General features: G+C 46.0%; 15 protein-coding genes. All 15 read left to right on the top strand.

Features of this window, described 5'->3' with window-relative positions; translation table 11 throughout:
• The first annotated feature begins 1 nt into the window (after position 1).
• Positions 2-5,002 (top strand): polysaccharide lyase family 8 super-sandwich domain-containing protein, encoded by a 5,001-nt coding sequence (locus tag AC58PV_RS00625; RefSeq protein WP_497430359.1) that lies wholly within the window; start codon positions 2-4, stop codon positions 5,000-5,002.
• A gap of 147 nt (positions 5,003-5,149) precedes the next feature.
• On the top strand, positions 5,150-6,568 hold the full coding sequence (locus AC58PV_RS00620) for a PAS domain S-box protein (RefSeq protein WP_497430358.1): 1,419 nt from the start codon (positions 5,150-5,152) through the stop codon (positions 6,566-6,568).
• A gap of 139 nt (positions 6,569-6,707) precedes the next feature.
• On the top strand, positions 6,708-6,986 hold the full coding sequence (locus AC58PV_RS00615; RefSeq protein WP_497430357.1) for a hypothetical protein: 279 nt from the start codon (positions 6,708-6,710) through the stop codon (positions 6,984-6,986).
• 28 nt (positions 6,987-7,014) lie between these two features.
• On the top strand, positions 7,015-8,073 hold the full coding sequence (locus tag AC58PV_RS00610) for an LLM class flavin-dependent oxidoreductase (protein WP_497430356.1): 1,059 nt from the start codon (positions 7,015-7,017) through the stop codon (positions 8,071-8,073).
• Positions 8,074-8,192: 119 nt separating this feature from the next.
• Positions 8,193-9,392 (top strand): MFS transporter, encoded by a 1,200-nt coding sequence (locus tag AC58PV_RS00605; RefSeq protein ID WP_497430355.1) that lies wholly within the window; start codon positions 8,193-8,195, stop codon positions 9,390-9,392.
• A 193-nt stretch (positions 9,393-9,585) separates the two neighbouring features.
• Complete coding sequence (locus AC58PV_RS00600) at positions 9,586-9,879, top strand: HPr family phosphocarrier protein (protein ID WP_497430354.1); 294 nt, start codon at positions 9,586-9,588, stop codon at positions 9,877-9,879.
• A gap of 33 nt (positions 9,880-9,912) precedes the next feature.
• Entirely contained in the window at positions 9,913-10,806 is an 894-nt protein-coding gene (locus tag AC58PV_RS00595) for a LysR family transcriptional regulator (RefSeq protein WP_497430353.1), read from the top strand.
• Positions 10,807-10,938: 132 nt separating this feature from the next.
• Positions 10,939-12,273 (top strand): LLM class flavin-dependent oxidoreductase, encoded by a 1,335-nt coding sequence (locus AC58PV_RS00590; RefSeq protein ID WP_497430352.1) that lies wholly within the window; start codon positions 10,939-10,941, stop codon positions 12,271-12,273.
• Positions 12,274-12,305: 32 nt separating this feature from the next.
• A complete protein-coding gene (locus AC58PV_RS00585; protein ID WP_497430351.1) occupies positions 12,306-13,958 on the top strand; it encodes an ABC transporter substrate-binding protein in 1,653 nt (550 codons plus the stop codon).
• Between the two features lie 21 nt (positions 13,959-13,979).
• A complete protein-coding gene (locus AC58PV_RS00580; protein WP_497430350.1) occupies positions 13,980-14,906 on the top strand; it encodes an ABC transporter permease in 927 nt (308 codons plus the stop codon).
• A 40-nt stretch (positions 14,907-14,946) separates the two neighbouring features.
• Positions 14,947-15,840 carry an ABC transporter permease gene (locus AC58PV_RS00575; protein WP_497430349.1) on the top strand — a complete coding sequence of 298 codons (894 nt, stop codon included), beginning with the start codon at positions 14,947-14,949 and terminating at the stop codon, positions 15,838-15,840.
• A gap of 17 nt (positions 15,841-15,857) precedes the next feature.
• Complete coding sequence (locus AC58PV_RS00570) at positions 15,858-17,921, top strand: dipeptide ABC transporter ATP-binding protein (protein WP_497430348.1); 2,064 nt, start codon at positions 15,858-15,860, stop codon at positions 17,919-17,921.
• A gap of 26 nt (positions 17,922-17,947) precedes the next feature.
• Positions 17,948-19,423: a protein adenylyltransferase SelO gene (locus AC58PV_RS00565; RefSeq protein WP_497430923.1), complete on the top strand. Its 1,476-nt coding sequence runs from the start codon at positions 17,948-17,950 to the stop codon at positions 19,421-19,423.
• Between the two features lie 597 nt (positions 19,424-20,020).
• Positions 20,021-24,943 (top strand): chondroitinase-B domain-containing protein, encoded by a 4,923-nt coding sequence (locus AC58PV_RS00560; protein ID WP_497430347.1) that lies wholly within the window; start codon positions 20,021-20,023, stop codon positions 24,941-24,943.
• Between the two features lie 139 nt (positions 24,944-25,082).
• Positions 25,083-26,210, top strand: a complete 1,128-nt coding sequence (locus AC58PV_RS00555) for an alginate lyase family protein (RefSeq protein ID WP_497430346.1) — start codon at positions 25,083-25,085, stop codon at positions 26,208-26,210.
• The last annotated feature ends 23 nt before the right edge of the window (positions 26,211-26,233 follow it).

Raw genomic sequence — 26,233 nt, 5'->3', positions numbered from 1 at the left:
TATGAAATTTCATGGTAAAAAATGGGTGGCTTGTACACTGGTTCTTGTGATCTTCTTCTCATTGTGGATAAGTCCTGGTCTAAGTGGGTTACCACCCGCCGAAGCGGCAACAACGGTTCATGTTAGCGTGAATTATGATGAAAGTGCAACACCCAAGAACACGAAGATTTACAATGGAACGACCTACACCGGTACGATTGGAGGCGCTTGGGGGACTTATAATTCTGCCGCAAATACAGATTATGTGATGATGACGCAAGCCCCCTTGCGTGAGGATTACAGTCTCAAAATGATTTCCAACACGGCGAACCTAAACACCGGTAGAAACAATTTGGGCGGAACTGTAGCCGGAAATAGTGGGATTGCAGGCCAACTTGTGTTTGAAGCGTCAGTCTATATGAATAGCACTCAGCATCGCAGAGATATTCAATTCCGGAGCTTAAATGCACCTGTTCCAGCTACAGCAACAACGAATGTTTCTGTCCTTTCATTTGATAACACGGGGAAAATAAAGGATGCGAATAATGTCACGCTAACCAATTATGAGGCAAATACGTGGTATCGTTTGAAACTGTTCGTAGATAACACAGCGAGGAAAGTAACCTATTTTGCCAATGATCAATTGCTAGGAGAAGCTTCCCTTCCAGGGGCATGGTTGAATATCAGGCACATTTATTTGTATCAATATTTTAAAAGTGGCGTACAAGGTGAGTTCTATGTCGATGATCTTAAACTCGCGGATTATGTTCCGGTGTCAGGTCTCAACACTTCACTCGATTCGCTTGAACTATCAGAGACGACCAGCTCCACCATAACGGCTACTACCTTACCAGCAGATGCGTCTGATCAACGTTTCATATGGCACGTGGACGATCCAACGGTCGCTTCTGTCACGTATGGTTTGATTAGCGCACATAAGGAAGGACATACAAGCGTTACGGTGAGCACTTATGAAGGCGCATTCAAGAAAATAATTCCGATAACCGTCGTCAAACCTGTGGTTTTAGAAGCGATTACCTTACCTAGTCAAGCCTCTCTAGTTGCAGGAAAAACGCTTCCCTTACAAGCGGTATTCCAACCGGATAATGCGACGAACAAGAAGCTGACCTGGCAGTCATCCGATTCGAATGTTGCCACGGTTAATACGAATGGGGTAGTTACCGGAATTGCTGCAGGCAATACAACGATTACAGCTACATCGGAATTAAACGGAGCTCTTACTAGCCATACTTCGGTAACTGTAACGCCATTTATTCCCCTTGTAAGTGTAAGCTTTACGAATGCGCCGGTACAAATGACCAATTATACGACTTTCCAGTTGAATGCTGCCGTAGAGCCAGCCAACGCGACAGATAGCGTGTTGACATGGCAATCCAATAATCCCAGTCGTATTCGCGTTGATGAGAATGGGCAAATCAGGGCATTGAAAGTAGGCACGGCCACCATAACGGCCACCTCATCCAATGGGAAGCAAGACTCTGCGACGATTGAAGTTAAGGCTCCTGTGCTGGAGGATCCACAAGAATACGATACCCTTAGAATTCGCTGGAAGGAAACAATAACTGGCAAGGACACATTAGACATTACAAACAGTGAAATTAAGAGCAGAATTGATGACAATGCCGCGAAAGCCCAATTGTATTGGGATAGCCTGCAAGTAAACGGGGCGGGTCCAACACTTTGGACGGATTTAGTGACTTCTGCATCGGATTCAACTTTCGTCATTGATCACTATTCACGCTTGAAAACGATGGCACAGGCATATGCAACGAGGGGAACGCTTCTCTCTAACAATCCTGCGTTAAAGGCTGACATTATTCAAGCTATGGATTGGATGTTAGACCATTTATATACGAATACAGGGGTGGAATTCGGGAATTGGTGGAACTGGGATATCGGGATACCCACACGATTAGCAGATATCCTCGTCCTCATGTACGACGATTTGACGCAGGAACAAATTGCCCGAAATACAGCGAGTATCGATCATTACATTGGCGATGTTAGTTCACCTACATTTACACAGGTAGGGGCGAATCGTTCGGATATTATGCTAATTGAAACGAGAATGGGGCTAGTTGAGAAAAATTATGATCGTCTTATTCAGGCGCGTGATGGATTGACACCTCTCTTTGATTATGTGACTACTGGCGATGGTTTCTATGAGGATGGTTCGTTTATTCAGCATAGTAAGGTCGCTTATACGGGTAGTTATGGCGAAGTGCTCATTAGTGGCATGGGGAATTTGCTGCTGTTATTGAATGGGAGCACGTGGCAGCCTGTTGTTCCTGAATTAGAGCATGTGTATCGATGGATTCAAGAAGGATATGCGCCAGTCATGTACCAAGGACAGATCTTGGATATGACGCGTGGGCGTGCGATCGTTCGGGAAGGTTTAGATGCGTATGGATCGGCTAAAAACATACTAATTGGTATGTCCCGTATCGCGCAAACGGCTTCAGTGGAGAGGGCTGCGTATTTAAAAAGTTTCATTAAATATCACTTCCAGTTTCTTCTGGCTCGAGGGCTGACATATAGCCAACTTCCTCTCGATTTGGCAGATGGGATTAAAGCATGGATGGAAGACGCATCGATTCAACCCCTAGCCCAGCTTCCAGAACACTTCGAGATGAATGCGATGGCTCGGAGCATACATGTCGGTGATGATTATTTATTTGGCGTAAGCAAGAGTTCTAAACGAATCGTAACCTATGAGTTGACAAATGGTGAAAATGCGAAAGGCTGGTATACCGGCGATGGTATGACTTATCTGTACAATCATGACCTATCGCAATACACGGATAACTATTGGGCAACCCTCAATTGGTATCGCTTGCCAGGTACAACTGTCGTTGTAAGACCTAGAACTTCCGATCAGTACCAATATGGCGATGGAGAATCCGCTCCTGCCAATGCTTGGGCCGGTGGCGCAGTGCTAGGGAAATATGGGGTTACTGGCATGAATTTAATCCAAAACGGCACACAGTTGAAAGCGAATAAGTCGTGGTTTGCATTTGACAATGAGATTATTGCCTTAGGTTCAGATATTACTAGTACAGATAATAAAACCGTAGAGACAATTGTAGACCAGCGCAAGCTGTCTACGACCAATACGAATGAACTCATGGTAAATGGGGAGCCCAAGAATAGTTATTTCGGAGAAGAAACGCTGGAACATCCGGAATGGGTTCATTTGCAAGGCAATGTGGATGGTGCAGATATCGGTTACGTCTTTCCAGGTATACAATCACTTAAACTGATGCGTGCGGAACAAGAAGGGAGATATTCGGATACGAGCTTAAGTAATCCGCCTGAAGCAACGGTACCGACGGAGCTCTTAAAAAATAATTATTTGACCATGTGGTTTGATCACGGCTCGAATCCTACCCAAGATAGCTATCAATATGCCATCCTGCCGAATGCGAGCAAGACCGAAACTTCTGCGTATGCTTCTTCTCCGGATTATACGGTTCTGGCTAATTCACAGGACGCTCAAGCGGTTCGCGAAAACAAGCTAGGGGTGACGGGCTTCAATTTTTGGAAGGATAAAGTAACGACTGTCGACGGTTTGACCTCCAATCGTCAAGCATCCGTCATGTTGAAAGGGAACAAAGCTACGGGTGTATATGAGATCGCAGTTGCTGATCCTACGCTGGAGAACAATGGGTTCATCGAGATCGCGTTAGACAAGCCTGTTCAGCAAGTGATTAGCAAGGATAGTCGGATCGAAATTGTATCGCTCAACCCTACTTTGAAATTCAGAGTGAATGTACAGGATACGATGGGCAAATCGCAGCAGGTCTCCTTACAATTGATTCCTGAAGAAGAAACGGGATCAGGCACAACAGATCCTGAATCAACGAATCCTGAACCAATAGATTCAGAATCAACACAACCTGAACCATCGGAAAAGCCGACAATCATCACCATCAAAGATGATAAAGCTACGGTAGAAATGGAACATGACAAGGATACCGTCTCCGTGCCATTGAAGCAGATTCCGGGTGTTCCGCTAGAAGTTAACGGCGTGACAGCTCAGATCATCATTCAGCCTGAACTGATGAAGGCACTGAAGGAGCGAGTAGTAGTTGGCGATGGCAGCCAAGCTTCGCTCGAGATTACGGCGCGGCCTATAACAGAGCCAACTATTGTACATGCAGGTACATTGGATCCTACTGTTCGCATGCGTGTAGCAAGTCAGGCGATTGAATTTACACTCCGCATTCGTTCTGAGGATGGTGAAACGTGGTCGGCAAATGACTTCCAATCTGGCGTAGACGTCGTTCTGCCGTTCGATCCTGCAGGTGCAGATCCGGAACTGCTTGGTGTGTATAAGTTTAATAAAGCCAATGGGAACTGGGAATATGTTGGTGGTACCCTAGATACAGCAGCTAATAAAGCCACATTCACGCCAGATCAACCAGGCATTTACGCTGTACTGGCGTATAATAAGAAGTTTGATGATATGCCTGACACACACTGGGCTGCTCGAGCTGTGCAAGTATTGTCTGCGAAGCATATCATTGAAGGCATGACCTTGGGGGAATTTAATCCCAACGGGATAACGACGCGAGCACAATTTACTGCGTTATTAGTTCGCTCCTTACATTTGAAGAAACAGGCAGCATGGACTCCGAAATTCGAAGATGTCCAGGAAAATGCTTGGTATGCCCAAGATGTTGCTGCAGCAAGTGGAGCTGATCTGATCTCAGGTGTTACGGAACAGTCCTTCGACCCGAATGGGGAAATGACACGTGAACAGATGGCGATCTTGCTAGTCAGAGCTTACGAATATATCAACGGCAGTTACAAGGCAATCGATCGTAAACTGGATGACTATACGGATCATAGTGACATTTCTACCTGGGCCGTAGAAGATGTGAATAAGGCAATTGAGCTAGGAATTCTTTCAGGTGTATCGAACGAGCGCTTCTCTCCGTCTTCCACAGCTTTGCGAATGGAAACGGCGGAAGCATTATACAAATTTCTTATAAAGAAATAGAAACCAAGACAGAGGTAGCCGTGAGAGCGGCTGCCTTTTCGTGTTGGCTGGAAAACCTTCAAAATAAAGTACATACAATAGAGGATTTTACCAATAGGAGAAGAATTCAAAACTAGAGCACTCATTTAAATTAGGGGACGTTTACTCATGAGACTAAAAGAATATGTAATAGATTCCTTAATGAACTTAACTTCTGACGGTATCGTAATCGTTGATGTAAATGGAACGGTGCTAGAGGTGAATACGAAATTTGAAGAGTTACATGGGTGGACGAGGGAAGAGGCTATTGGGCAAGTCTTGCCGATGACGCCTGACGAATTCAAAGAAGATGCACTTAGACTATATCAATCCTTAATTAACGGCGAAGAAATTAAGAATTTCGAATCGCTTAAACTTAGAAAAGACGGATCTACATTTTATGCGAATGTCACGGTTTCCCCTGTGAAAAATGCAGAAGGTTTAGTCATCGGATTTGTAGGTGTGGAAAGGGATATTAGTGAGAAGAAAAAGGCGGAAGAGGAGCTACTAGAAAGAGAAAATCAGTATAGAAAATTGCTCAAACTCAATCCTGAACCCATCGCGCTGCATATGGATGGCATCCTCCAGTTTGTTAATGATGCGTGCTGTAAACTTTTTGGCGGTGGTTCTTCAGAGGAGTTCAAAGGAAAATCCATTTATGATTTTTTTTGCCCAAAGGATAAACATCTCATTGTAGCGCGTCTTCAGCAGGTCATGCACTCAGAAGTGGACAGCTACAGTGAATTCATTGAGCATAAGATGCGAAAGTTAGATGGAACACTCTTGGACGTAGAAATTTCTTCCATTTATGTGTATAAAAATGTAGGATTTCCAGTAGTACAGAGTGTGATTCGTGATCTCACTGAACGCAAAAAGTCCGAAGAAACGATGATTCGGTCTGAGAAATTGGCGCTCATTGGTCAATTAGCTGCTGGAATCGCTCATGATATACGTAATCCATTGACTTCCTTGAAAGGGTTTGTCCAGTTACTTAAATATAAACATACAGACTATGTTGATATCATGATGGAAGAACTTGAACATATCAATTATGTTGTCAATGAATTTATGACGCTTGCCAAACCGCATCTAAGCTATCACATAGCATGCAGACCCATAGAACTTGTTCAGAGTGTCATTAGTTTCTTACAACCGCATGCACTTCTTCATAACGTTCAAATACAAGTGGAGATGGACCAAGAAATTCCTGTCATTACTTGCATACCCGACCAAATCAAACAAGTATTAATTAATGTGTTGAAGAATGCGATAGAGTCTATGGACGGTGGAGGGTTAATCCAAATATCGTGCAGAAATCAATCCAATCGTAGCTTGATTATTTCTGTTAAAGATCATGGTGTAGGTATTTCGGAAGAAAGGTTAGCTCAGTTAGGTGAGCCATTTTACACAACGAAGGCGAATGGAACCGGTTTGGGTATCATGGTTTGCAAGCGGATTGTGGAAGGACATGGTGGTACATTTTCTATTCAGAGCCAACTTCATCAGGGGACTACCGTTGAAATAGCGTTACCTATCGTTTCCTATTGACAATCAAACAAAACAATGATATTTTAAAACTTATAAAACACATTGAATTAATCGGAATTAAGAAGCTGACTGGTCATCCGGAAGCATGGATTATTGAATCCATGCTTTTTCGTATTTTAAAATGAGGAGTGGATATGGAATGGGCGTATTATTGGAATCTTTGCAACTTACAAGCTTAAATAAAGTGGATCGCTGGGCTGAAATTAATAAAACGAATATTCAATTCAATCAAGAAACAGTGAACGTGAATTTAATCGGTACGGATCATAAACAGATCCCTTCTTTACTCCATGCATTAAAGACGAATAAACTGACGCTTGGGCATATTCAATCATCTCTTAAACAAGTTGATTTGTATAATTCGGAGGCTATTCTCTACTCAGAAGAGGGGGATAAATATAGGGTGCCGTTGTTTTGATCCTTCTGTAGAGAAAGGAATGTAGGCCTTGAAATTTGCCCTATTTAGCTTAATGATGAATATACCTAATGCAGTAAGCGGAGAAACCCTAACAACTAATCAGAAATTCGAGAACGTGCTGAAACAGGCCGCTCTTGCTGAAGAACTGGGCTTTGATGCTTATGGTGTGGGGGAACGGCATGGTGCACCGTTTATCTCATCTTCCCCACCAGTCGTTCTAACCGCAATTGCTGCTAGAACTTCACGTATTCGATTGTTAACAACGGTAACCGTACTTAGTGTACTTGATCCGATACGCGTTGCTGAGGACTATGCGACACTCGATCATCTCTCAGGTGGAAGAATTGAGATGATCATTGGGAAAGGGAATGACCCACGCCACTATCCGCTTTTCGGTATTACGGAAGAGGAACAGTGGGAATCCCTTGCGGAGAGGTATGCACTCCTGAAACGATTATGGAAGGAAGACAATGTTACATGGCAGGGACGGTATCGTTCACCTTTGGATAATGTGACGACACAGCCGAGACCCTTCCAGCCAGATATCCCCGTATGGCATGGCAGTGCGTCAAGCACATTGTCAACGGAGTTGGCAGCGAAATATGGTGAACCGATTTTCTCCTCGAATACGTTTCATCCACAGGCCAAATACAAAGCGCTAATTGATCATTATCGTGAACGATTAGCCTATTATGGCCATGATCCGCAACAAGCTATTGTTGGCTCTGGATTTGGCAGCTTGTATTTGGCGAACACTACGGAAGAAGCCATTGAGCGCTTTCGTCCGTATTACGATGCGTTCCATGCAACAGCAGCCTCTCAGGTCAACAATTCGCCTTTCAAAGATCTGGAGGACAACGTGAAGAATGGGCCAGTCCTGATTGGTAGTCCAGATCAAGTAATCGAGAAGATCCTGAACTATTATGAAGCCTACGGGCATCAAGTGGTCAGTATCAGTGTAGATGGGTTGAGCGAAACTGAGCAGCGCGAACAGATTGAGCGATTTGCCACCGAAGTTGCGCCTGTATTGCGACGAGAGATTCCAAGTACTGTATGGAACCATTCACCGGTGGGCTTAACGGTATGAATATCATGCCAATCATCCGTTCCATACTAGGTTAGTGAATGAATCTTTACTACCAGATCCCTTACAGCATGCGCTGTAAGGTTCTTTTCATGCTTAGAGGTTTACATAAGGGGTGACAAATGGAACGCTATTGGAAACGCAATTTGCATATACTATGGCTGGGATTATTTATTAGTCATATCGCATATACCTTATCTGTACCTTTTTTTCCAATCTTCTTGCAAGATGATTTAGGGATTCATAATAGGCTAGAAATGTGGTCAGGTATATCGATTTCCATTAGTTTTCTAATCAGTGGGTTGTGTGCGCCATTCTGGGGATCCTTAGCCGATAAGTTTGGGAAGAAACCTATGTTAATTCGTTCAGGTATTGGCTTGGCATTGGCTCATTTTGCCAATTACTTTGTCGTTGATTTGTTCTCTTTCATCCTGGTTCGGGTATTTCAAGGACTCATGGCAGGGTTTGGTCCTGCTTCCATCGCGTTGGTTGGCACGAATACACCGGAGAAACACGTCGGATACGCGCTCGGTGTGATTTCAACATCAACGGCAGCGGGAGGGATTATCGGACCTCTCGTCGGAGGCGTACTAAGTCATTGGATGGGACTGCGAGCATGCTTCATTGCCTCGGGAATTATTACGTTAATGTCTGCGCTTATCGTACTTGTCGGTGTGAAAGAAGTTCATAAGCGACAAGATGAAGCACGTATAAGTGTTTTTCAGGATCTCAAACATGCGGCTCGCAACTCCAAATTGATGGGGATATTCGGGTTAACTTTACTCGTCTCTACTTCAGTTATGATTATGGAGCCCCTGCTGACACTCTATGTCGTGCAAATCGGTGGAAGTGTAGATAAAGCAACGCTGAGCTCCGGAATTGTCTTCTCAGCAGTAGGAGTAGCTACGGTCATTATGGGACCTCGGTGGGGGATTATCGGCGGGCGAATCGGTTATGAGAAGGTATTGTTCATTGGCTTGCTGGGCGGTGGTATTGGCAATCTGCTGCAGCTCGGCGTTCATCATCTGATTGGCTTTGGTATTCTTCGTTTCAGTTATGGTTTGTTTTTTGCTGCTGTGTTTCCAGCGCTGAATGTGCTTATCGTCAAATACACGGAAGCTGATTTCCGTGGAAGGGCCGTGAGTCTAAACCAATCATCCAGTCAATTCGGTATTGTTGTCGGGCCTTTACTAGGTGGGTTCATGGGGGGCTGGTTTGGTATTCAATTCATATTCCTATTGACAGGTGTAACGCTGCTTGGAGCTGCTTGGCAGAGGAAGATCGTCAATGCGAAGCGCATGGATCAGCAGTTGCATGGTTGAGGGACATTACATAACAAAAAGATTGAAATTTATGAAGTCGACCGTTGACAAATGGTTGTCTGACTTACTATAATTTAAATACAAGTAAATTAATCGGAATTATCGGAATCAACCAGATAACTGGAGATGCTTCATCCTAACCGGGATGTTTGCGTCTCTTTTTTTTAAAACTTAGCTTTGAGGAGGAGTTCTTATGAGAATAGACTGGACATTTACGTTGGATCAACCTTGGACGCTAGATCGTGTATTGAATTTTGTGACCATGGCCAATCAATATACGAGTCAGATTTATTTGGGAACACACGGAGAGAAGGTGAATGCGAAAGGCCTATTAGGAATCGTATCTTGGAGTATGTCTCTGCGAGAACACGCCACCATTGCGTTACAACTTGACGGCATTGATGCACAGGAAGCGTTCGAAGGTGTATCTACCTATCTGCATAATCAGGACGATGCTTTACATACAACATACTCTCGTAGTTCTTGATGATGGGTAAGTGGGAGAGGAAGTCATAATCATATGAATATTGAAAATATCGAAGCTTTCGTTTATGTCATTCATTATAACAGTTTCAACAAGGCAGCGGATGCGTTGTTCTTATCTCAGCCTTCCGTAACCGCTCGCATTCAATCGTTGGAACGTGATTTGAACACCCTGCTCTTCGAGAGAGAAGGTAGAAATTTCACATTGACTGATAAAGGAAAGCAGTTTCTTCCCTTTGCCCAGCAAATTCTCCAATCGTATAAGAAGGGCAAGCAACAGCTCCAACATGTGAATAAAGACTACAATGAGCTCAGAGTCGGTTGTACCGTTTCTGTTTCCAATTATATGATCCCCGAAATTCTTCCAAGAATTAAAAGCCAACACGCTCACCTTCAGATTAAAGTAACGACTGCCCCAACAGAGGTTATTCTGGAGATGCTTCTGAATAAAGAAATTGATATCGGTTTTGTTCGAAATGTAACGCATCCCCACGTAGATATTCTAGGTTTTTACGAGGATCCAATTCGTCTTTTTGTTCACCCTAGCCATCCTTTTGTGAAAAATAAACCTCTGACAATTAAAGACGTAGGCCGCGAATCGCTTGTCTTCTTTGAGTGCGGATCACTCGATTGGGTGAAGATCCATCGGCTTTTTGCAACTATGGATCACCCTCCGCAGATCGAGTACCAAATCGATAACCTGGAAACAGCGAAAAAGCTGGTTGCCAAAGGTTTGGGAATCTCCTTCCTGCCTGAACTGTGTGTGCGCCAAGAAGTAAAAGAAGGGTTGCTTGTCCCCATTGATATTCAGGCATTAGGCGGTCTCTCTTTACGTACCATTCTTATTACATTGAAAGAATCCAGCCTTGATTTCTCGCACTTAGTACTGAATGCATTGCAGGAATTCGATTGGAAAAAAACGGCTATATAGAACAATTCTATTCATCAATAGAACATCTTTATCTACGATTGACCGTCCCATTTGGCGGTGATACAGTAAGTACAAAGTTAAATACCAATTAAACCAATAGGAATTATTGTTAATTGAATGGGAGGAATTAGAATGTCGAAACGGAAACAATTAAAACTTGGAGCAATTATTCATGGTGTAGGTGGCAACATGTCATCTTGGAAACATCCAGATGCGATTGTGGATGCCAGCGTTAATTTCAAGTATTACAAAGAACAAGCACAGAAAGCAGAAGCGGGTAAATTTGATTTGCTGTTTATCGCTGACGGATTGTTCATCAATGAGAAATCGATTCCCCATTTCTTAAATCGGTTTGAACCGATTACTATTCTTTCCGCACTCGCATCTGTCACTTCCAAGATTGGGCTTGTTGGAACGCTTTCGACGTCATACAGTGAACCTTTCACGGTGTCGAGACAATTCTCGTCACTCGATCATATCAGCGGTGGCAGAGCAGGTTGGAATGTCGTCACATCACCGCTGGAAGGCTCGGCGCTGAACTACAATAAGAAGCTGGAAGAACATCCGGATCACCCTAAGCGTTACCGAATTGCTTCGGAATATCTGCAGGTATCCAAGGGATTATGGGATTCATGGGAAGACGATGCCTTCACAAGAGATAAACAATCAGGAGAATTCTTCGATCCTGAGAAGCTGCATCGTTTAGACCACAAGGGTGAATTCTTCTCTGTACAGGGGCCGCTTAATATCGGTAGATCGAAGCAAGGTCGACCGGTTATTTTCCAAGCGGGATCATCAGAGGATGGCAAAAATTTAGCCGCCAAAGAGGCGGATGCCATCTTTACGGGCCACCCGACGGTGGAGGATGCGCAGCGTTTTTATCAGGATGTGAAAAATAGAGCCACTGGCTTCGGTAGAAATCCCGACGAGATTGTTGTTATGCCTGGTATCGGTCCCATCATAGGCGTTACAGAGGAAGAGGCAGAGCGTAAATACCAAGAAGTAGCGAGCTTGGTGACAATTGGGGAAGCACTAGCGTATCTTGGCCGGTTCTTCGAACATCATGATTTTACGCAATATGATCTCGATGCCCCTTTCCCAGAACTAGGTGATCTGGGTAAAAACAGCTTCCAAAGCACGACGGATCGCATTAAGCAGCAAGCGCAAGAAGAAGGATTAACGCTTCGACAAGTCGCTCTGCAATCCGCAACACCAAGACCTTTGTTTATCGGTACGCCAACTCAAGTTGCAGATCGCATACAAGAATGGTACGAAAGCGGCGCAGCAGACGGATTTATAGTTGGATCAGGAGTTCCGAATGGTTTGAGCGATTTTGTAGATTTAGTGATTCCAATTCTACAGGAACGTGGCATTTATCGAACTGAATATGAGTCGGATACGCTCAGAGGGAATTTGGGGCTGCCTTTTCCAACAAATCGCTATGTGAAAGAGACTGTAAGTAACTAATTGGATGAACCAATGAAGGGGGAGCGTTAGATATGAATAGATCAAAAGGTTGGATCAAATGGAGTGCGTTATCGTTAGCTATTGCCCTTGTGTTAACAGGGTGCGGTTCCAAAGACAATAGAAGTTCGGATGCCTCGCAATCAGCGAGTCCTAAGCAAGAGGGCAAACAAGCGGCGGTGGTGGGTGGAGAGTTTACTTATGCGCTGGCAACTTCCCCGGATTCGCTAGATCCGCATCGCAGTGGGCTTGCGGTAGCCGTGAGAGTGCTTCGCACGATCTACGATAGTCTGGTTGTACAATTACCGGACGGTTCGATTAAACCGTGGCTGGCCACGGAATGGACAGTGTCTCCTGATGGTCTTAGTTACACATTCAAATTACGCAAAGATGTCAAGTTCCAAGATGGAACACCTTTTAACGCGGAAGCGGTGAAATTCAATTACGATCGGATTCTCGATCCAGCAACGAAAGCGGCGAATTCAGTAGCGTTGATTAAACCCTATAAATCTGCGGAAGTCATCGACGAGTTCACGGTCAAGATCAATCTTGAGACACCTTCCAGAGCATTTCTAGGTAACCTAAGTCAAGCTTTGCTCGGCATTGTATCACCAACAGCAGCCAAGAAATATGGGGATCAATTTGGTAAAAATCCAGTTGGATCAGGTCCGTTCTCCTTCGTGAAATGGGAAGAGAATGCTTCCATTCAAGTGAAGCGCAGCTCTGATTATAACTGGGCGCCAGAGATTGTTGAGAACAAAGGGAAATCGTATCTAGATCAAATTACCTTCAGCATTGTTCCGGAAGAAGCGACTCGGATCGGTTCTGTTCAAAGTAAGCAAGTTCTGGCTGGCGAGACAATTCCCCCGCAGAATATTGTTTCATTGAAGTCTGATTCCAGCGTCCAAGTTCACCAGGTCAATACGAATGGATTGCCTTACACGTTATTCATTAATCAACGCAAAGCGCCTTGGGGTGAGGTAAAAGCTAGGCAAGCGCTGCAATCAGCCATTGATGTAGATGCGATTGTCAAAACACTTTACCTGGGGACGTACCCACGTGCTTGGTCGCCGTTATCGCCTGGTGTTTTCGGTTATGATGCATCGCTAGAAAATGGGGTTAAGCCTGATCTTGCGAAAGCGAACAAATTATTGGATGAACTTGGTTGGCTCAAAGGCGCGGATGGTATTCGCGTGAAAGACGGCAAGAAACTGACGCTGCATTATGTCGACGGATCGCCTAACCGTGAGAAACGAAATGATATTGCTGTCATTATTCAACAACAGTTAAAACAAGTGGGTATTGTAGTTGAAGTAGAAATTACGAAGGATACCGCCAATGTTGTGTATACCAAAGGTGATTATGATATCTATGGAAATAGTCAAGTAAACTCAGACCCCAATGCGCTCTACGCCTTCTATCATACAAGTGATCCAAAAGCACGACCAAGTCTTCCCGGCCTTGCAGATCCACAAGTAGATAAGTGGCTGGAACAAGGGGCCATCGAACCCGATGATAAGAAGCGTGCGGAACTGTATAAACAAGTGCAGAAATCAATTATCGATAATGCGGTCATCATTCCTATTTATGTGTTCCCTTATACGGTAGCTGCTTCGAAGACCGTGAAAGGTTTGAAATTTGACTCGTTAGGGTACCCGCTCTTTAATGATACGTTTATCCAAAAATAATGCTATAGGGAGCTAACTGATATGAGCAGGATATTAACGGAACGGCTGCTAGTTTCATTGCTGGTCATTCTTGGTTCCTTAATCCTTGTATTTTGCATCCTGTATGTGCTGCCAGGAGATCCTGTGCTTTCCATGATTGATCCTTCGTCCATGTCACCGGAGGCGATTGCCAATTTAAGGAGTCAGCTCGGACTAAATGAACCTTTCTATGTTCAATTTGGACATTATTTCATGTCAATGATCCATGGCGATTTCGGTAAATCATTATTGAATAGTGAACCTGTGTTGCCCAAAATTCTGAAACATCTCCCAGCAACTTTGGCACTCACGTTAGCTAGTACGCTTATATCCACGATTATTGGTGTAGGGCTGGGAGTTCTTTCAGCCATACACCGCAATCGGTGGATTGATGTAGTAGCTCGTATTGTCGGATTGTTCGGCATATCCATGCCGACGTTCTGGTCCGGCATTCTGCTGATCCTCATTTTTTCCGTGTCTCTAGGCTGGTTTCCTGCTATGGGCTCAAAAGGATTCATTACACTTGTTCTTCCTTCACTCACGCTTGGCTTCGTAGGAGCGGGTTTCATCGTTCGGATGGTGCGTAACTCTATGCTCGAAGTCATTAATGAACATTTCATTGTGACTCTGCGTGCCAAAGGATTATCGGAACGATTGGTCATGTATCGACATGCGCTACGCAACGCGTTAATTCCTGCTATCACGATTATTGGCATTCATATCGGAGATTTAATGGCAGGTACAGTAGTGATTGAAACGGTCTTCTCCAGGCAAGGGATTGGCCGTATTCTCGCAGATGCCATCATGTCCAAAGACTTGCCAGTCGTGCAAGGCGTCGTATTCTTCTCAGCAATCATCTACGTCATTGTCAATTTGCTAGTAGACATTTCTTATGTATTTATTGATCCACGAGTGCGCCGAACACAATAATTCGAATAGAAGCGCTTATGCGGAGAGGAGAATGGTGACGATGAAAGATGTTCTTTCTACAAGAACGATGTGGCCGAAACCGAAGTGGCATCTTCGTTTCACAAAGCTATCCAGAACTTGGAATGCATCAGAGATTCTGGTGTATCTAGCAGCGATCATGGCGTTGTTTATTATCGGATGTGCGCTTTTCCCACAATGGATTGCGCCTTATGCACCTACAGCGATGCTCACCGATCAAATTATGCATGCCCCAAGTAAGGCGCATTTATTTGGAACAGATTACTTTGGTAGAGATGTATTCAGTCTTGTCGTGTATGGCAGTCGTGATTCTCTCATTATTGGTTTCTCCTCTGTGCTCGCTGGAGGCATTATTGGAGGAAGCATTGGTGCGCTTTCTGGATATATCGGCGGCGTTATTGACACGATCTTCATGCGGATTATCGATGTGTTAATGACGATTCCGGGCATTCTATTAGCACTAGCCATTGCTGCAGCTCTTGGCCCTCATTTATTTAATCTCATCTTTGCAGTTGCGGCAGCCTCTGTCCCACAGTATGCAAGGGTCATGCGGGGCCAGATTCTGAGCATAAAAAATCGATCCTTCATTACCGCCTCCAGATCCATAGGCGCTTCTTCTTTACGTATATTTGTCCGTCATGTTCTAACGAATGCCTGGTCGCCACTCTTGGTTATGTCCACAATCGGTTTAGGAGCTTCGATTCTGGTTAGTGCAGGGCTAAGTTTCCTAGGATTAGGTGTGCTCAAAGAGATTCCGGACTGGGGATCGCTTCTCTCACAAGGACGAGGTTATCTGACAGTAGCATGGTGGATATGTACGTTTCCAGGTCTCGCAATCACGCTATTCGTCATATCTGTTAATTTAATCGGAGATAAGCTACGTGACTCCCTGGATCCAAAGCAGAGAAGGGCATAACTAGGAGGCGGCGCAAGTTGAAGCAACTGCTTGAAATTGACAACTTAAGTGTACAATTCAGAACGAATAAAGGGTCGATTACGGCCATTCAAGACGTTTCTTTGACAATAGGCGTAGGCGAAACGATCTGTCTTGTCGGAGAATCGGGCAGTGGTAAATCGGTGACTTCCAAATCTGTCATGCGTTTAATCGATTATGAAAATGGTCATATTTCCGGAGGCCACATTGTTCTCGATGGTGAAGATCTAACGACGTTGTCACAGAAGGATCTTCGGGGGTTACGAGGGAAGAAGATGGCTATGGTGTTTCAAGAACCCATGGCCGCTTTCGATCCGGTTTTTACCATAGGCAGTCAAATTACCGAAGTCATTACTGGGCATAAACAAGGGAATCGGGAACAAGCGTGGGAACGTGGCGTGTATTTATTAAAGCGTGTAGGCATTCCTGAGCCGGAAATCCGAATGAACCAGTACCCTGGCGAGCTTTCTGGCGGAATGCTGCAGCGGGCGATGATTGCAATGGCGCTTACATGCAGTCCGCAATTGCTTATTGCAGATGAACCAACGACTGCGCTTGATGTCACGATTCAAGCGCAAATTCTTCACCTGCTGCAGGAGCTGAAGGAAGAATTCAATATGTCGATCCTGCTTATCACACATGATTTGGGGATTGCGGCTGAGATGGCCGACAAAATTATCGTGATGTATGCGGGGCAGATCGTTGAGCAAGCAAGTGTAGGGCAATTGTTCGCTAAGCCCCATCATCCCTATACGAGAGGATTGCTTCGATCCATTACGACGATGGACAGCAATCGGTCGTCCCGATTATTCTCTATTGAAGGGACGATTCCCCATCTCTCGGATTTGCCGTCGGGGTGCCGTTTTCATCCAAGATGCCCTTTTGCGACGGAACGCTGTGTGAAAGATAGTCCACCCCTACGCTTCGTAAATGAACGTCTTACGGCATGTTGGTACGCGGAAGAATTAGTGGAGCGTGCGGATTGGCAGCAATATGCTGGAGTTGTAGATACGACAGGAAATACAAAGCTCGATACGATAAACGAGGCGAAGGCAGATCAACGACTCGACGATGTCGCAGAGAGAGAGATTTCAACTAACGATACACTCTTCGAGGTGAAAGGGTTAAGTAAATTTTACCCTGTAGGGAAAGGAACATTCAATCGTTCGAAATCCTATATTCACGCGGTGGAGGATGTATCCTTTTCGATTAAGAAGGGAGAGACCTTTGGTTTAGTTGGTGAATCGGGTAGCGGTAAGTCTACCTTAGGCCGGGTATTGCTGCAATTGGAGAAGGCAACGGAGGGAGAGGTTCTATTCGAAGGAGAAGATTTATCTAAACTTTCGAGCAAAGGACTACAGGACGTACGCCGAGACATGCAGGTCATTTTCCAAGACCCGTACGGTTCTGTGAACCCGCGTTGGCGGGTTGGCGATATTATTGGGGAACCTTTCGATATCCATGAATCGTTAAGCAAGTCAGAGAAACGGGCCAAAGTTGAAGACCTGTTGGAGTTAGTAGGACTGAATCGTTCCGTATATGATCGGTTCCCTCATGAGTTCTCGGGAGGTCAACGACAACGCATTGGTATTGCGCGAGCTATTGCGCTCAACCCCAAGTTTATCCTCGCGGATGAGGCCGTATCGGCGCTGGACGTATCCGTACAGGCACAAATCGTTAATTTAATGCAGGACCTGCAGAAAAAACTGGGATTAACCTATTTATTTATCGCCCATGGCTTAAATATTGTTCGCCATCTGTCTGATCGTATCGGTGTTATGTACTTGGGGAAACTGGTAGAAATCGCACCAAGTGAGGAGCTGTTTCTCCATCCTGCCCATCCCTATACGAAGGGCTTACTTTCTTCCATACCATCGACGGATCCCTCGCACAAAAGAGCATGGATTGAGATCGAAGGGGAAATCCCTTCTCCTGCGAATCCACCGTCTGGCTGCAGATTTCACACGCGTTGCCCAGCGGCAACTGCAAAGTGTAAAGAAGAGCAGCCTGCGTTAGTGCCAATCAGGGAAGGGCACTGGACTGCTTGTCATTACCCTTTGTAAAGTAAAGCATAGGAGAAGGAGACATGATGACTCAGAAATCAGATAAGATAGATGCGGGATGGAACTTAGACAACAGCTACTCGCGGTTGCCTTCAATCTTCTATACGAAGATTCATCCAACTCCCGTGAGCTCTCCGAATCTCATTATATTGAATAGGCCCTTGGCGTCATCCTTGGGGTTGGATGATGACGAGTTGCGAAGTAATGATAGCTTAGCTATATTTGCTGGAAATCGGATCCCTGATGGAGGGCTGCCGATTGCGCAAGCCTATGCTGGGCATCAATTTGGACAATTGAACAAGTTAGGGGATGGAAGAGCGCATCTCCTTGGTGAGCAATTAACACCTCATGGAGGGCGGGTGGATATTCAGCTGAAGGGATCAGGCAAGACGCCGTACTCTCGCTATTTGGATGGGAGAGCGGGACTTGGACCGATGCTGCGCGAGTATATCATAAGTGAAGCCATGTTTGCCCTAGGAATTCCAACGACTCGAAGTTTAGCGGTAGTCTCAACAGGTGAAACCTTCCTTCGTGAGACGGAACAATCTGGCGCCATTCTAACCCGTGTCGCCGCCAGTCATATTCGCTTTGCAACTTTCCAATATGCATCGGTATATGGCACAGTGGATGAGCTCAGAGCGCTAGCGGATTACACCATACGAAGACACTTTCCTGAGGCTATGGGTGCTGAGAACCGTTACCTAGCACTGCTGCAAGAAGTGATTAAGCGCCAAGCGCACTTAATTGCTCAATGGCAGCTTGTTGGCTTTGTTCACGGTGTGATGAACACGGATAACATAGCGGTCTCTGGAGAAACGATTGATTATGGTCCTTGTGCTTTCTTGGACGTATATGATCAGGGGACCGTATTCAGTTCTAGAGATACCGAAGGCCGTTATGCGTATGGCAAACAACCGGAAATAGCTGCATGGAATCTCACCCGATTTGCTGAATCGCTCTTACCCCTGCTGCATGACAATGAGAAGCAAGGTGCCCAACTGATTGCGGATGAGATTGCGCATTTTTGTGAGCAGTATCACGCTAATTGGCTTGGGGGCATGAGGTGTAAACTGGGGTTGTTTAATGAAGAATCAGAGGATGAATCTCTTATTGACGCATTGCTCCATTTGATGCAAGAGAATCGCGCAGATTACACGAATACATTTCGTGCGTTAACGTTGGGAGAGCCTGAGGCCACGTCCATGTATGACAACATTGATTTCAAGCAGTGGTATGTACGATGGCAAGCTAGATTACATAGCCAGCATGGAACCAAAGCGGACTCGCAACAATTGATGAGGAAGCATAATCCAGCGATTATTCCACGTAACCATCGCGTAGAAGAAGCTTTAGCATCCGCTGTCAACCAAGCAGATTACTCTGTAATGGAGCGGTTGCTATCCGTTCTTTCTACCCCCTTCGCATATTCTCCTGAACAGATAGATTATGTCAATCCAGCTGATCCAACTGCCTGTTCATACCGCACCTTTTGCGGAACTTAATAGTGAAATAGCGGCTGTCTCAGAAGTCATAATAGACTTGTTGAAACGGCTTTTTTTTCGTTGATAACCAGCTTCCCGCAAACTAACTGGATTTCCTGTAGTTAAATTCTGTCAATTGTATCGATTTTTCAAATTTCATAGAATTTACCTGTATGTTTTCCATCTATTCACGAAGATACCTCAAATTCGAGCACATTAGCTGTAGTTTTTACATCTATATCAAAAATCCCCAGTGGAAATTGGTCCTGACAATTTAAATCTTAAGTTTAAGCCAAGACCTGATCCTTATCGTCATTGTAAATGCAAATGCAAATGCAAAGATCACTAAAGATACCATGTTCGGTCAAACAGGATTGCGAGAGCGCCTAAGAGGGTGGACCTTTTTTCGTACTCGTTGGTGAAGGGGCTTGTATGGATAGATTCCCTAATTTGCACGTTCATTCTAGATATTGATCAGTGTAATTTCAGATTTTGATGATGAGTTTGGGTTTTGACGATTTCCTAATTGTAAGGGTTTCCATATGATGAGTGTAATTGCTTGTACGCTAATCAGCACCATGCCGAAGAGCGCAATCATAACGAAGAGGTGATGTTGAATTGAAGAAAGGATCAAGTGGATATGCGAAACGGATCATCAGCTTGCTGCTTGCAAGCGCTTTAACTTTAGCAGGTTTACCTGCCGGTTTCTATAAAGCGCATGCGGATAGTGCTGTGGCAGGAACGCCGGGCGGCGTAGCTGAGAGCTTGCTGAAATTATGGCTCAAAGCGGATCCGGCTAGTATGACCGTGAATGGGAGTGGAGAAGTTACTTCTTGGAAGGACAGTGGTCCGCAAGAGAATAACTTTATTAATGATGGGACAGTGGGAGCTTCTAGTCCCCGGACGAAGCCGAAATATGTAGCATCCAATCCGTCACTGAATTTCCAACCTTCCGTGCAATTTATCCGCGCAGGCACTGGTAGTATTTTAGTAGATGGGGACGGGTTGTTCGCCCAAGATGAAGCCGTAGATCGTGCAAGCGTTTATGTGACGGCGGGTGGTTTAACGGAAACGAATAAGTCTTCGCAAATATTTTATGAAACGTTACAGGGGAAAGGGAAATTGGGGGCGTATCTTCCTTTCTACTCTAATCCGAATACGCAAGTTTTGTGGGATTCAGGCGATCTCGCCTCAGGTAGCAATCCACGTCTTACAACGGGATATAGCGTACCCCTTCGTCAATATAACAGTTGGGGTTTCCAATTTGACTCTCAGCCCGTGACAGGAAACGTTTACCAATCCGTTACGCTTGACGGTCAGCCGTATGCGACGTCAACAGCTTCACGCCTTCCGATGAAAGGTGTCCGGAGCAATCCGATGACGATTGGCTCTGCACTCAGCGGCGGTTCCGGTTATGACGGACAATTAGGCGAGTTGATTGTGTTTAACGGTGCGCTTACTGCGATGCAGCACAATCAAGTGCAAACGTATATGGCGCTCAAATTCGGAACGCCGCTGAAAGGAAAGGATTACGTCTCAGCGGGGGTGTCTCCGCAAGTAGTATGGCCGTCCACGCTTAATGCGGCATTTAACAATAATGTAGCAGGTATAGCTAAGGATGACGAAGGTGCGTTGGCGCTAGACACGAGCCGAAGCAGTGAAGACCCAGTAGCATCTCAGATCATCATCAGCGCCAAACAAGCGCTAACGGATAAACAGTATCTGCTATGGGGAGATAATGAAAGCACTGCGCCTTCTATTCCTTATGGCACGGGCTTCAAGCGGTCGACACGTACGTGGAAGGCTCAGAACACCGGTCATGTCGGTGCTGTGCAGGTTGCATTTCCGCAAGGGCTGCTTCCGTCTGGCGGACTCCTGCTAACGAGCAGCAGCGGAGATTTCAGCGATGCGGTGTCTCTCCCTTTAACCCAGGTTAACCTGCATGGGGAAACTTACTATGCGGCGGATGCGACGCTTGTCGATGGTTTGTATTTTACCTTTGCAGAGAAATTGCCGGATATTCAATTATCCGCTTTGGACGCTTGGGCGGGTAGTCAGCATCTGAGCATGACGCCAACGTTCTCACCGGCTAAGTTAGACGGCTATGAAGTAACGGTTCCTGAAAATGCCAGCTCAATTCGCTTGGATTGGCAGGCGGATGCAGGGATTTCAGCGGATGCGACGTTGACGAACAACACAGTGACGAACCAGCCAGTAAGCGATATGAATCAGATTGCGATGACGCCTGGGATTAACAAAATGAAGGTGAACGCAACCAGCGGCAGCTCGATGAATACATATGCCTTGCAAGCGTATCGGTTGTCGGCCAAAGGAACGAACGGCCGCATTCCGATGAACGCGACCACGGTGACCGCGAGTTCTTATCAACCGAACACAACCAATATCCCGGCCAATGTGGTAGACGGCATCTGGGATAACGATGTGCGTTGGTCGGCTTCGGGGCAAGGGGAGTGGCTGCAATTTGATCTCGGGCAGCCGGAGACAGTAACGTATCTGAACATCGCTTTTCTGAATGCGATCGACAGGGTATCTAGTTTTGAAATATTAGGCTCGAATCAATCGGATTTCCAACAATCGACGGTTCTGCTGACCAAACGAAGCTCCAGAGCTCTTCGTGTAGGCGATAGTATTTTGCAGCCTTATGTAATGGGTCAGCCTGGATCCTACCGTTATGTACGGTTGGTGGGGTATGGGAATAGTGCTTCAGGAAGTTCAAGCAGTTGGAATAGTATTACCGAAGTTGAGCTATACACCGGAACACCACCAGAAGTGACTGAGCCGACAGGACCAACGGGCCCGCCGCAAGCGGGGGATAAGCCGGTAGAGCCGCTGCCACCAGTTCAAGTTGTCCGTGTCCATACGGCAAGCGAGCTGCAGACAGCGCTCGATCAAGCTGCGCCAGGCACGACAATCGAGTTGCAGAATGGCACTTACGAGCAGCAAGGGCCTTTCATCATTAAGGATAAGCAAGGAACGGCTGCGCAACCGATTCGGGTGGTGGCCGTGGAGCAAGGAAAGGCGATTATCGCTGGGGACAGCTACATGTATATCCACAATGCCAGCTACGTCAGCGTGGAAGGGTTAACGTTCCATTCTGGCGGCGGGTCGGAGAATAGCGAAGATTCCTTGGAGAGCCGAGGCGTTTCCATCGAAATCAGAGATTCACTGAAAGGGTTACACCCTGGTGTAGAACTGTATGACACCAACAATGTCTCCATTTTGCGCAACACATTTGCCTTAGATGAAACAGGACAGAAATACAGGTTTACAAAAGGTGGACAGATCATCTGGTGCGTGATCGGCGTGGAGAACAGTTGCCGTTATGGCAGTGAATATAACGCTAACAACGCTGTCTATACAGGCGAAACATCACATACCCCAGAATCAACTCTGCTCACAGATGGCGGAACGGATCGGCACTATATCCGGGTAGAGGGTAACGGCAGTCACAACCGAATCGCCTACAACGATATTGGGCCGAAGACCGGCTTTGGCGCTGCAATTACGTACGATGGCCGAGATATGGTTTCGCAATACGACGTGATTGAGTACAATTATTTCCACGATATGGGTCCAAGGGTCACCAATGGGATGGAAGCGATTCGTCTCGGACTTTCTGGCCTGTCTCTGGTGCCCGGACATGTGACTGTACAGTACAACCTGTTCGACTCCTTAAATGGCGAAGATGAGATCGTGTCGGTGAAAAGCAGCGACAATACGATTCGGTACAACACAATTATAAATTCCTTCGGAGGCATGGTGGCTCGTCATGGTCATCGTAATAGCTTCTATGGAAACTTTATTATTGCAGACGGGAAAAAAGAAGGTACCAGCGGCTTCCGTATTTATGGGAATGATCATCAAATTTATAACAATTACATGGAAGGCTTGACCGACGATGCCATTACAGTGGATGGCGGCACGGAAGATGCCGGACCAGATGGTTCTGCGAATCCGATGATCCGTTGGGGGCTCGGTATGAATGATGTTGCACCTCTCCGTAGCTTGGAACCGGCAAGGCAGACTGAGCTGCTGCGTGGCCATTGGCGGCAATATAATGTTCAAATTTTTAACAATACGATTGTTAATCTAGCTAGTAAAGCCTCGGCACTCAAAATGGCGAAACGGACGTTTGAGCCAACAGGTACACAGGTTTATAACAATGTGATTTTTAGTAATGCGGGAACGATATTTAACGAGAAGGATATCACCGATGGCAGACCTAATTATGTCGGCAACATGACCGACGGTCTTGCCGCTGTGTCAGCAACAGCAACGGTTGTCAACGCGACGTACAAAGGTGATCTGAAGTTGGTTCGCAGCATGGACGGACTCATTCGGTTATCGCCATTAAGCCCAGCGGTCGATGCAGCACAAGGCCCGTACCTGCCGGGAGATGATATGGACGGCCAAAGACGGACGAATACAGTTGACGTTGGAGCGGATGAATATGTAACTGCGAGTGTGGTGACGCAACGTCCTCTTACATCGGCAGATGTAGGACCAAATGCTGGACAGAACATACCGGGTGAAGAGGAGAAGCCTGCGTTAAGCAGCCTTCAAATTAGTCCCAATTTGTCAATTACACCTGCATTTAGTTCAGAGATTACTTATTATACAGTGATAGTGCCGACAGGTACCAACAGTTTGACCGTGACGCCGGCTTCCGTCACTAAGGGTGCTGCCATTCAAGTGAGCGTAGACGGTGCTACTCCACAATCTGTTCTCAGCGGCAGCGAGAGCAGACCGCTCGCCATTGCGGCTAGCGGCAGTGTTATTCTGCTGGATGTGACGATGCCTTCAGGTGTACACAAAACATACACGCTACGGGCACAGCGTCCAGCGTCAAGTGGTTCGTCTTCATCGGGCTCTTCATCAGGTTCCTCATCGGGTTCTACGCCGGTGCCTGTACCAACGCCAACGCCGATACCGGAACCGAGTAAACCGTCTGTAGAACCCAAAGATCCGTCCACAACAGCGCCTGTGCAGGAATCTTTTGGCGATATGCCGAATCATTGGGCATCCGATGTTATCTCTCGCGCTGCTGCCAAAGGTATCGTGAACGGTTATGGGGATGGCAGTTTTAAACCTGATGAGCCTATGACAAGAATCCAATTTGCTGCTATGTTGGTTCGCGCGCTTGGTTTAAAGGTCGAAAAAGCAACGACTTCATTTGCCGATGGGGCAGATATTCCTGCCTGGGCAGTAGGCGAATTGGGGGCTGCGCTGAAAGCTGGCATTCTTCAAGGGTATGAGGACGACTCCTTGCGACCGAATAAAGCGATCAACCGAACAGAAATGGTTGCTATGCTAATCAGGGCTTATGCGCAACAAGGAAGCACGCCATCTCCTGTCTCATTTAGCGATAGCTCGCAAATCCCAGCTTGGGCTTTACCGCTCATTTCACAAGCCGTATCATTAGGACTTGTGACCGGACGTGAGCATAATTCGTTCGAGCCGTTGGCTGAGGCAACGCGAGCGGAAGCAGTAACGATTATTATGAGGTTATTAGAGCGCTAACGTTTTAGAGAACTCATCTTCTATACAACTACACATAAATGCAAGATGATATGCAGTAGGCCTAACATCCCGTTTTTTAAGGGATTTGGCCTGCTGCTTTTAGTGCTTTGTTAACATATTTGAAGGGAGCCATTAACATATGGAACATTTTGCACAATTAAATAGAGAGAATTGGAGTTCTTATTTTGACTTGACTGCGATCATCCAAGGGGGGGACCTCTACCTAAAGACTGTTCCTGTTCAAATAACGGATGAAATAGCCCCACATAGCCCCGGAACCGCGCATGACTACTATTCGAATGGAGATTACTGGTGGCCAAATCCCAATACACCGAATGGATTGCCCTATGTGCGCCGTGATGGCGAGAGTAATCCAGGCAACTTCCATGCACATCGGATTCTGCTTCGTCGGATGCGTTCTCGAGTCGCGTGTCTAACTGCCGCCTATCGGATAACAAATAATCAACGCTACGCTTCCCATGCGATTCGGCTGCTCGACGCTTTCTTCGTCAATGAGCACACACGAATGAACCCGCATCTGCTTTATGCGCAAGCAGTACCTGGCATATGCGATGGGCGAGGGATCGGTGTGATCGATACCTTGCATTTGATTGATGTAGCGGCTGCCGTTCAGTTGCTGCAACGCAGTCACTTGTCTCAAGAAGATTCTCACGTTCTTCAGCATGTTTCCGCATGGTTCGGGGATTACTTGCAATGGATGAACGAGCATCCACAAGGGGTGGAAGAGAGAAACGAACCGAATAATCATGGATTATGCTGGTATGTGCAGGCAGCGGCATTCGCGCGGTTGACAGGTCAACATGCCATGCTGGATTGGTGCAGAGAACAATTCAAAACCAAACTACTGGTAGAACAGATGGACCTAGATGGGAGTTTCCCGCGGGAGCTGTCCCGTACGAAGCCCTATGCATACTCCCTTTTTACACTGGATAATTTCATCACCCTTACGCACCTTCTTACTACGCCTAAGGATAACTTGTGGAAATTGCAACTGTCAGATGGAAGAGGCATAGAGAAAGGAATCGCTTTCTTACTTCCTTATATTGAAAATAAGCAATCTTGGCCTTATGGCCGAGATGTCGAATATGATGCGCAGTGGCCAGTAGCCATGTCATTTTTACTTTTTGCAGGGTTGGCATATGATTCTGAAAGGCTTCTTGCCTTATGGCGCAAATTAGAACACAAGCCGAAAGAAGCGGAATTGCGGAGGAATATGGCTATTCGGCAGCCGCTGCTTTGGGTATGAGGACTGAAATCCGAGACGGTAAC

The sequence above is a fragment of the Paenibacillus sp. J22FR83 genome, from assembly GCF_059691955.1.
Note: the sequence above shows the minus strand (reverse complement) of the source record. Positions and strands in the feature narration are given on the sequence as shown.

Bases quoted from the DNA above. Each gene is read 5' to 3' on its own strand.
- AC58PV_RS00625 (WP_497430359.1), top strand. From the start codon at position 2: ATGAAATTTCATGGTAAAAAATGGGTGGCTTGTACACTGGTTCTTGTG.
- AC58PV_RS00620 (WP_497430358.1), top strand. From the start codon at position 5,150: ATGAGACTAAAAGAATATGTAATAGATTCCTTAATGAACTTAACTTCT.
- AC58PV_RS00615 (WP_497430357.1), top strand. From the start codon at position 6,708: ATGGGCGTATTATTGGAATCTTTGCAACTTACAAGCTTAAATAAAGTG.
- AC58PV_RS00605 (WP_497430355.1), top strand. From the start codon at position 8,193: ATGGAACGCTATTGGAAACGCAATTTGCATATACTATGGCTGGGATTA.
- AC58PV_RS00600 (WP_497430354.1), top strand. From the start codon at position 9,586: ATGAGAATAGACTGGACATTTACGTTGGATCAACCTTGGACGCTAGAT.
- AC58PV_RS00595 (WP_497430353.1), top strand. From the start codon at position 9,913: ATGAATATTGAAAATATCGAAGCTTTCGTTTATGTCATTCATTATAAC.
- AC58PV_RS00590 (WP_497430352.1), top strand. From the start codon at position 10,939: ATGTCGAAACGGAAACAATTAAAACTTGGAGCAATTATTCATGGTGTA.
- AC58PV_RS00585 (WP_497430351.1), top strand. From the start codon at position 12,306: ATGAATAGATCAAAAGGTTGGATCAAATGGAGTGCGTTATCGTTAGCT.
- AC58PV_RS00580 (WP_497430350.1), top strand. From the start codon at position 13,980: ATGAGCAGGATATTAACGGAACGGCTGCTAGTTTCATTGCTGGTCATT.
- AC58PV_RS00575 (WP_497430349.1), top strand. From the start codon at position 14,947: ATGAAAGATGTTCTTTCTACAAGAACGATGTGGCCGAAACCGAAGTGG.
- AC58PV_RS00565 (WP_497430923.1), top strand. From the start codon at position 17,948: ATGACTCAGAAATCAGATAAGATAGATGCGGGATGGAACTTAGACAAC.
- AC58PV_RS00555 (WP_497430346.1), top strand. From the start codon at position 25,083: ATGGAACATTTTGCACAATTAAATAGAGAGAATTGGAGTTCTTATTTT.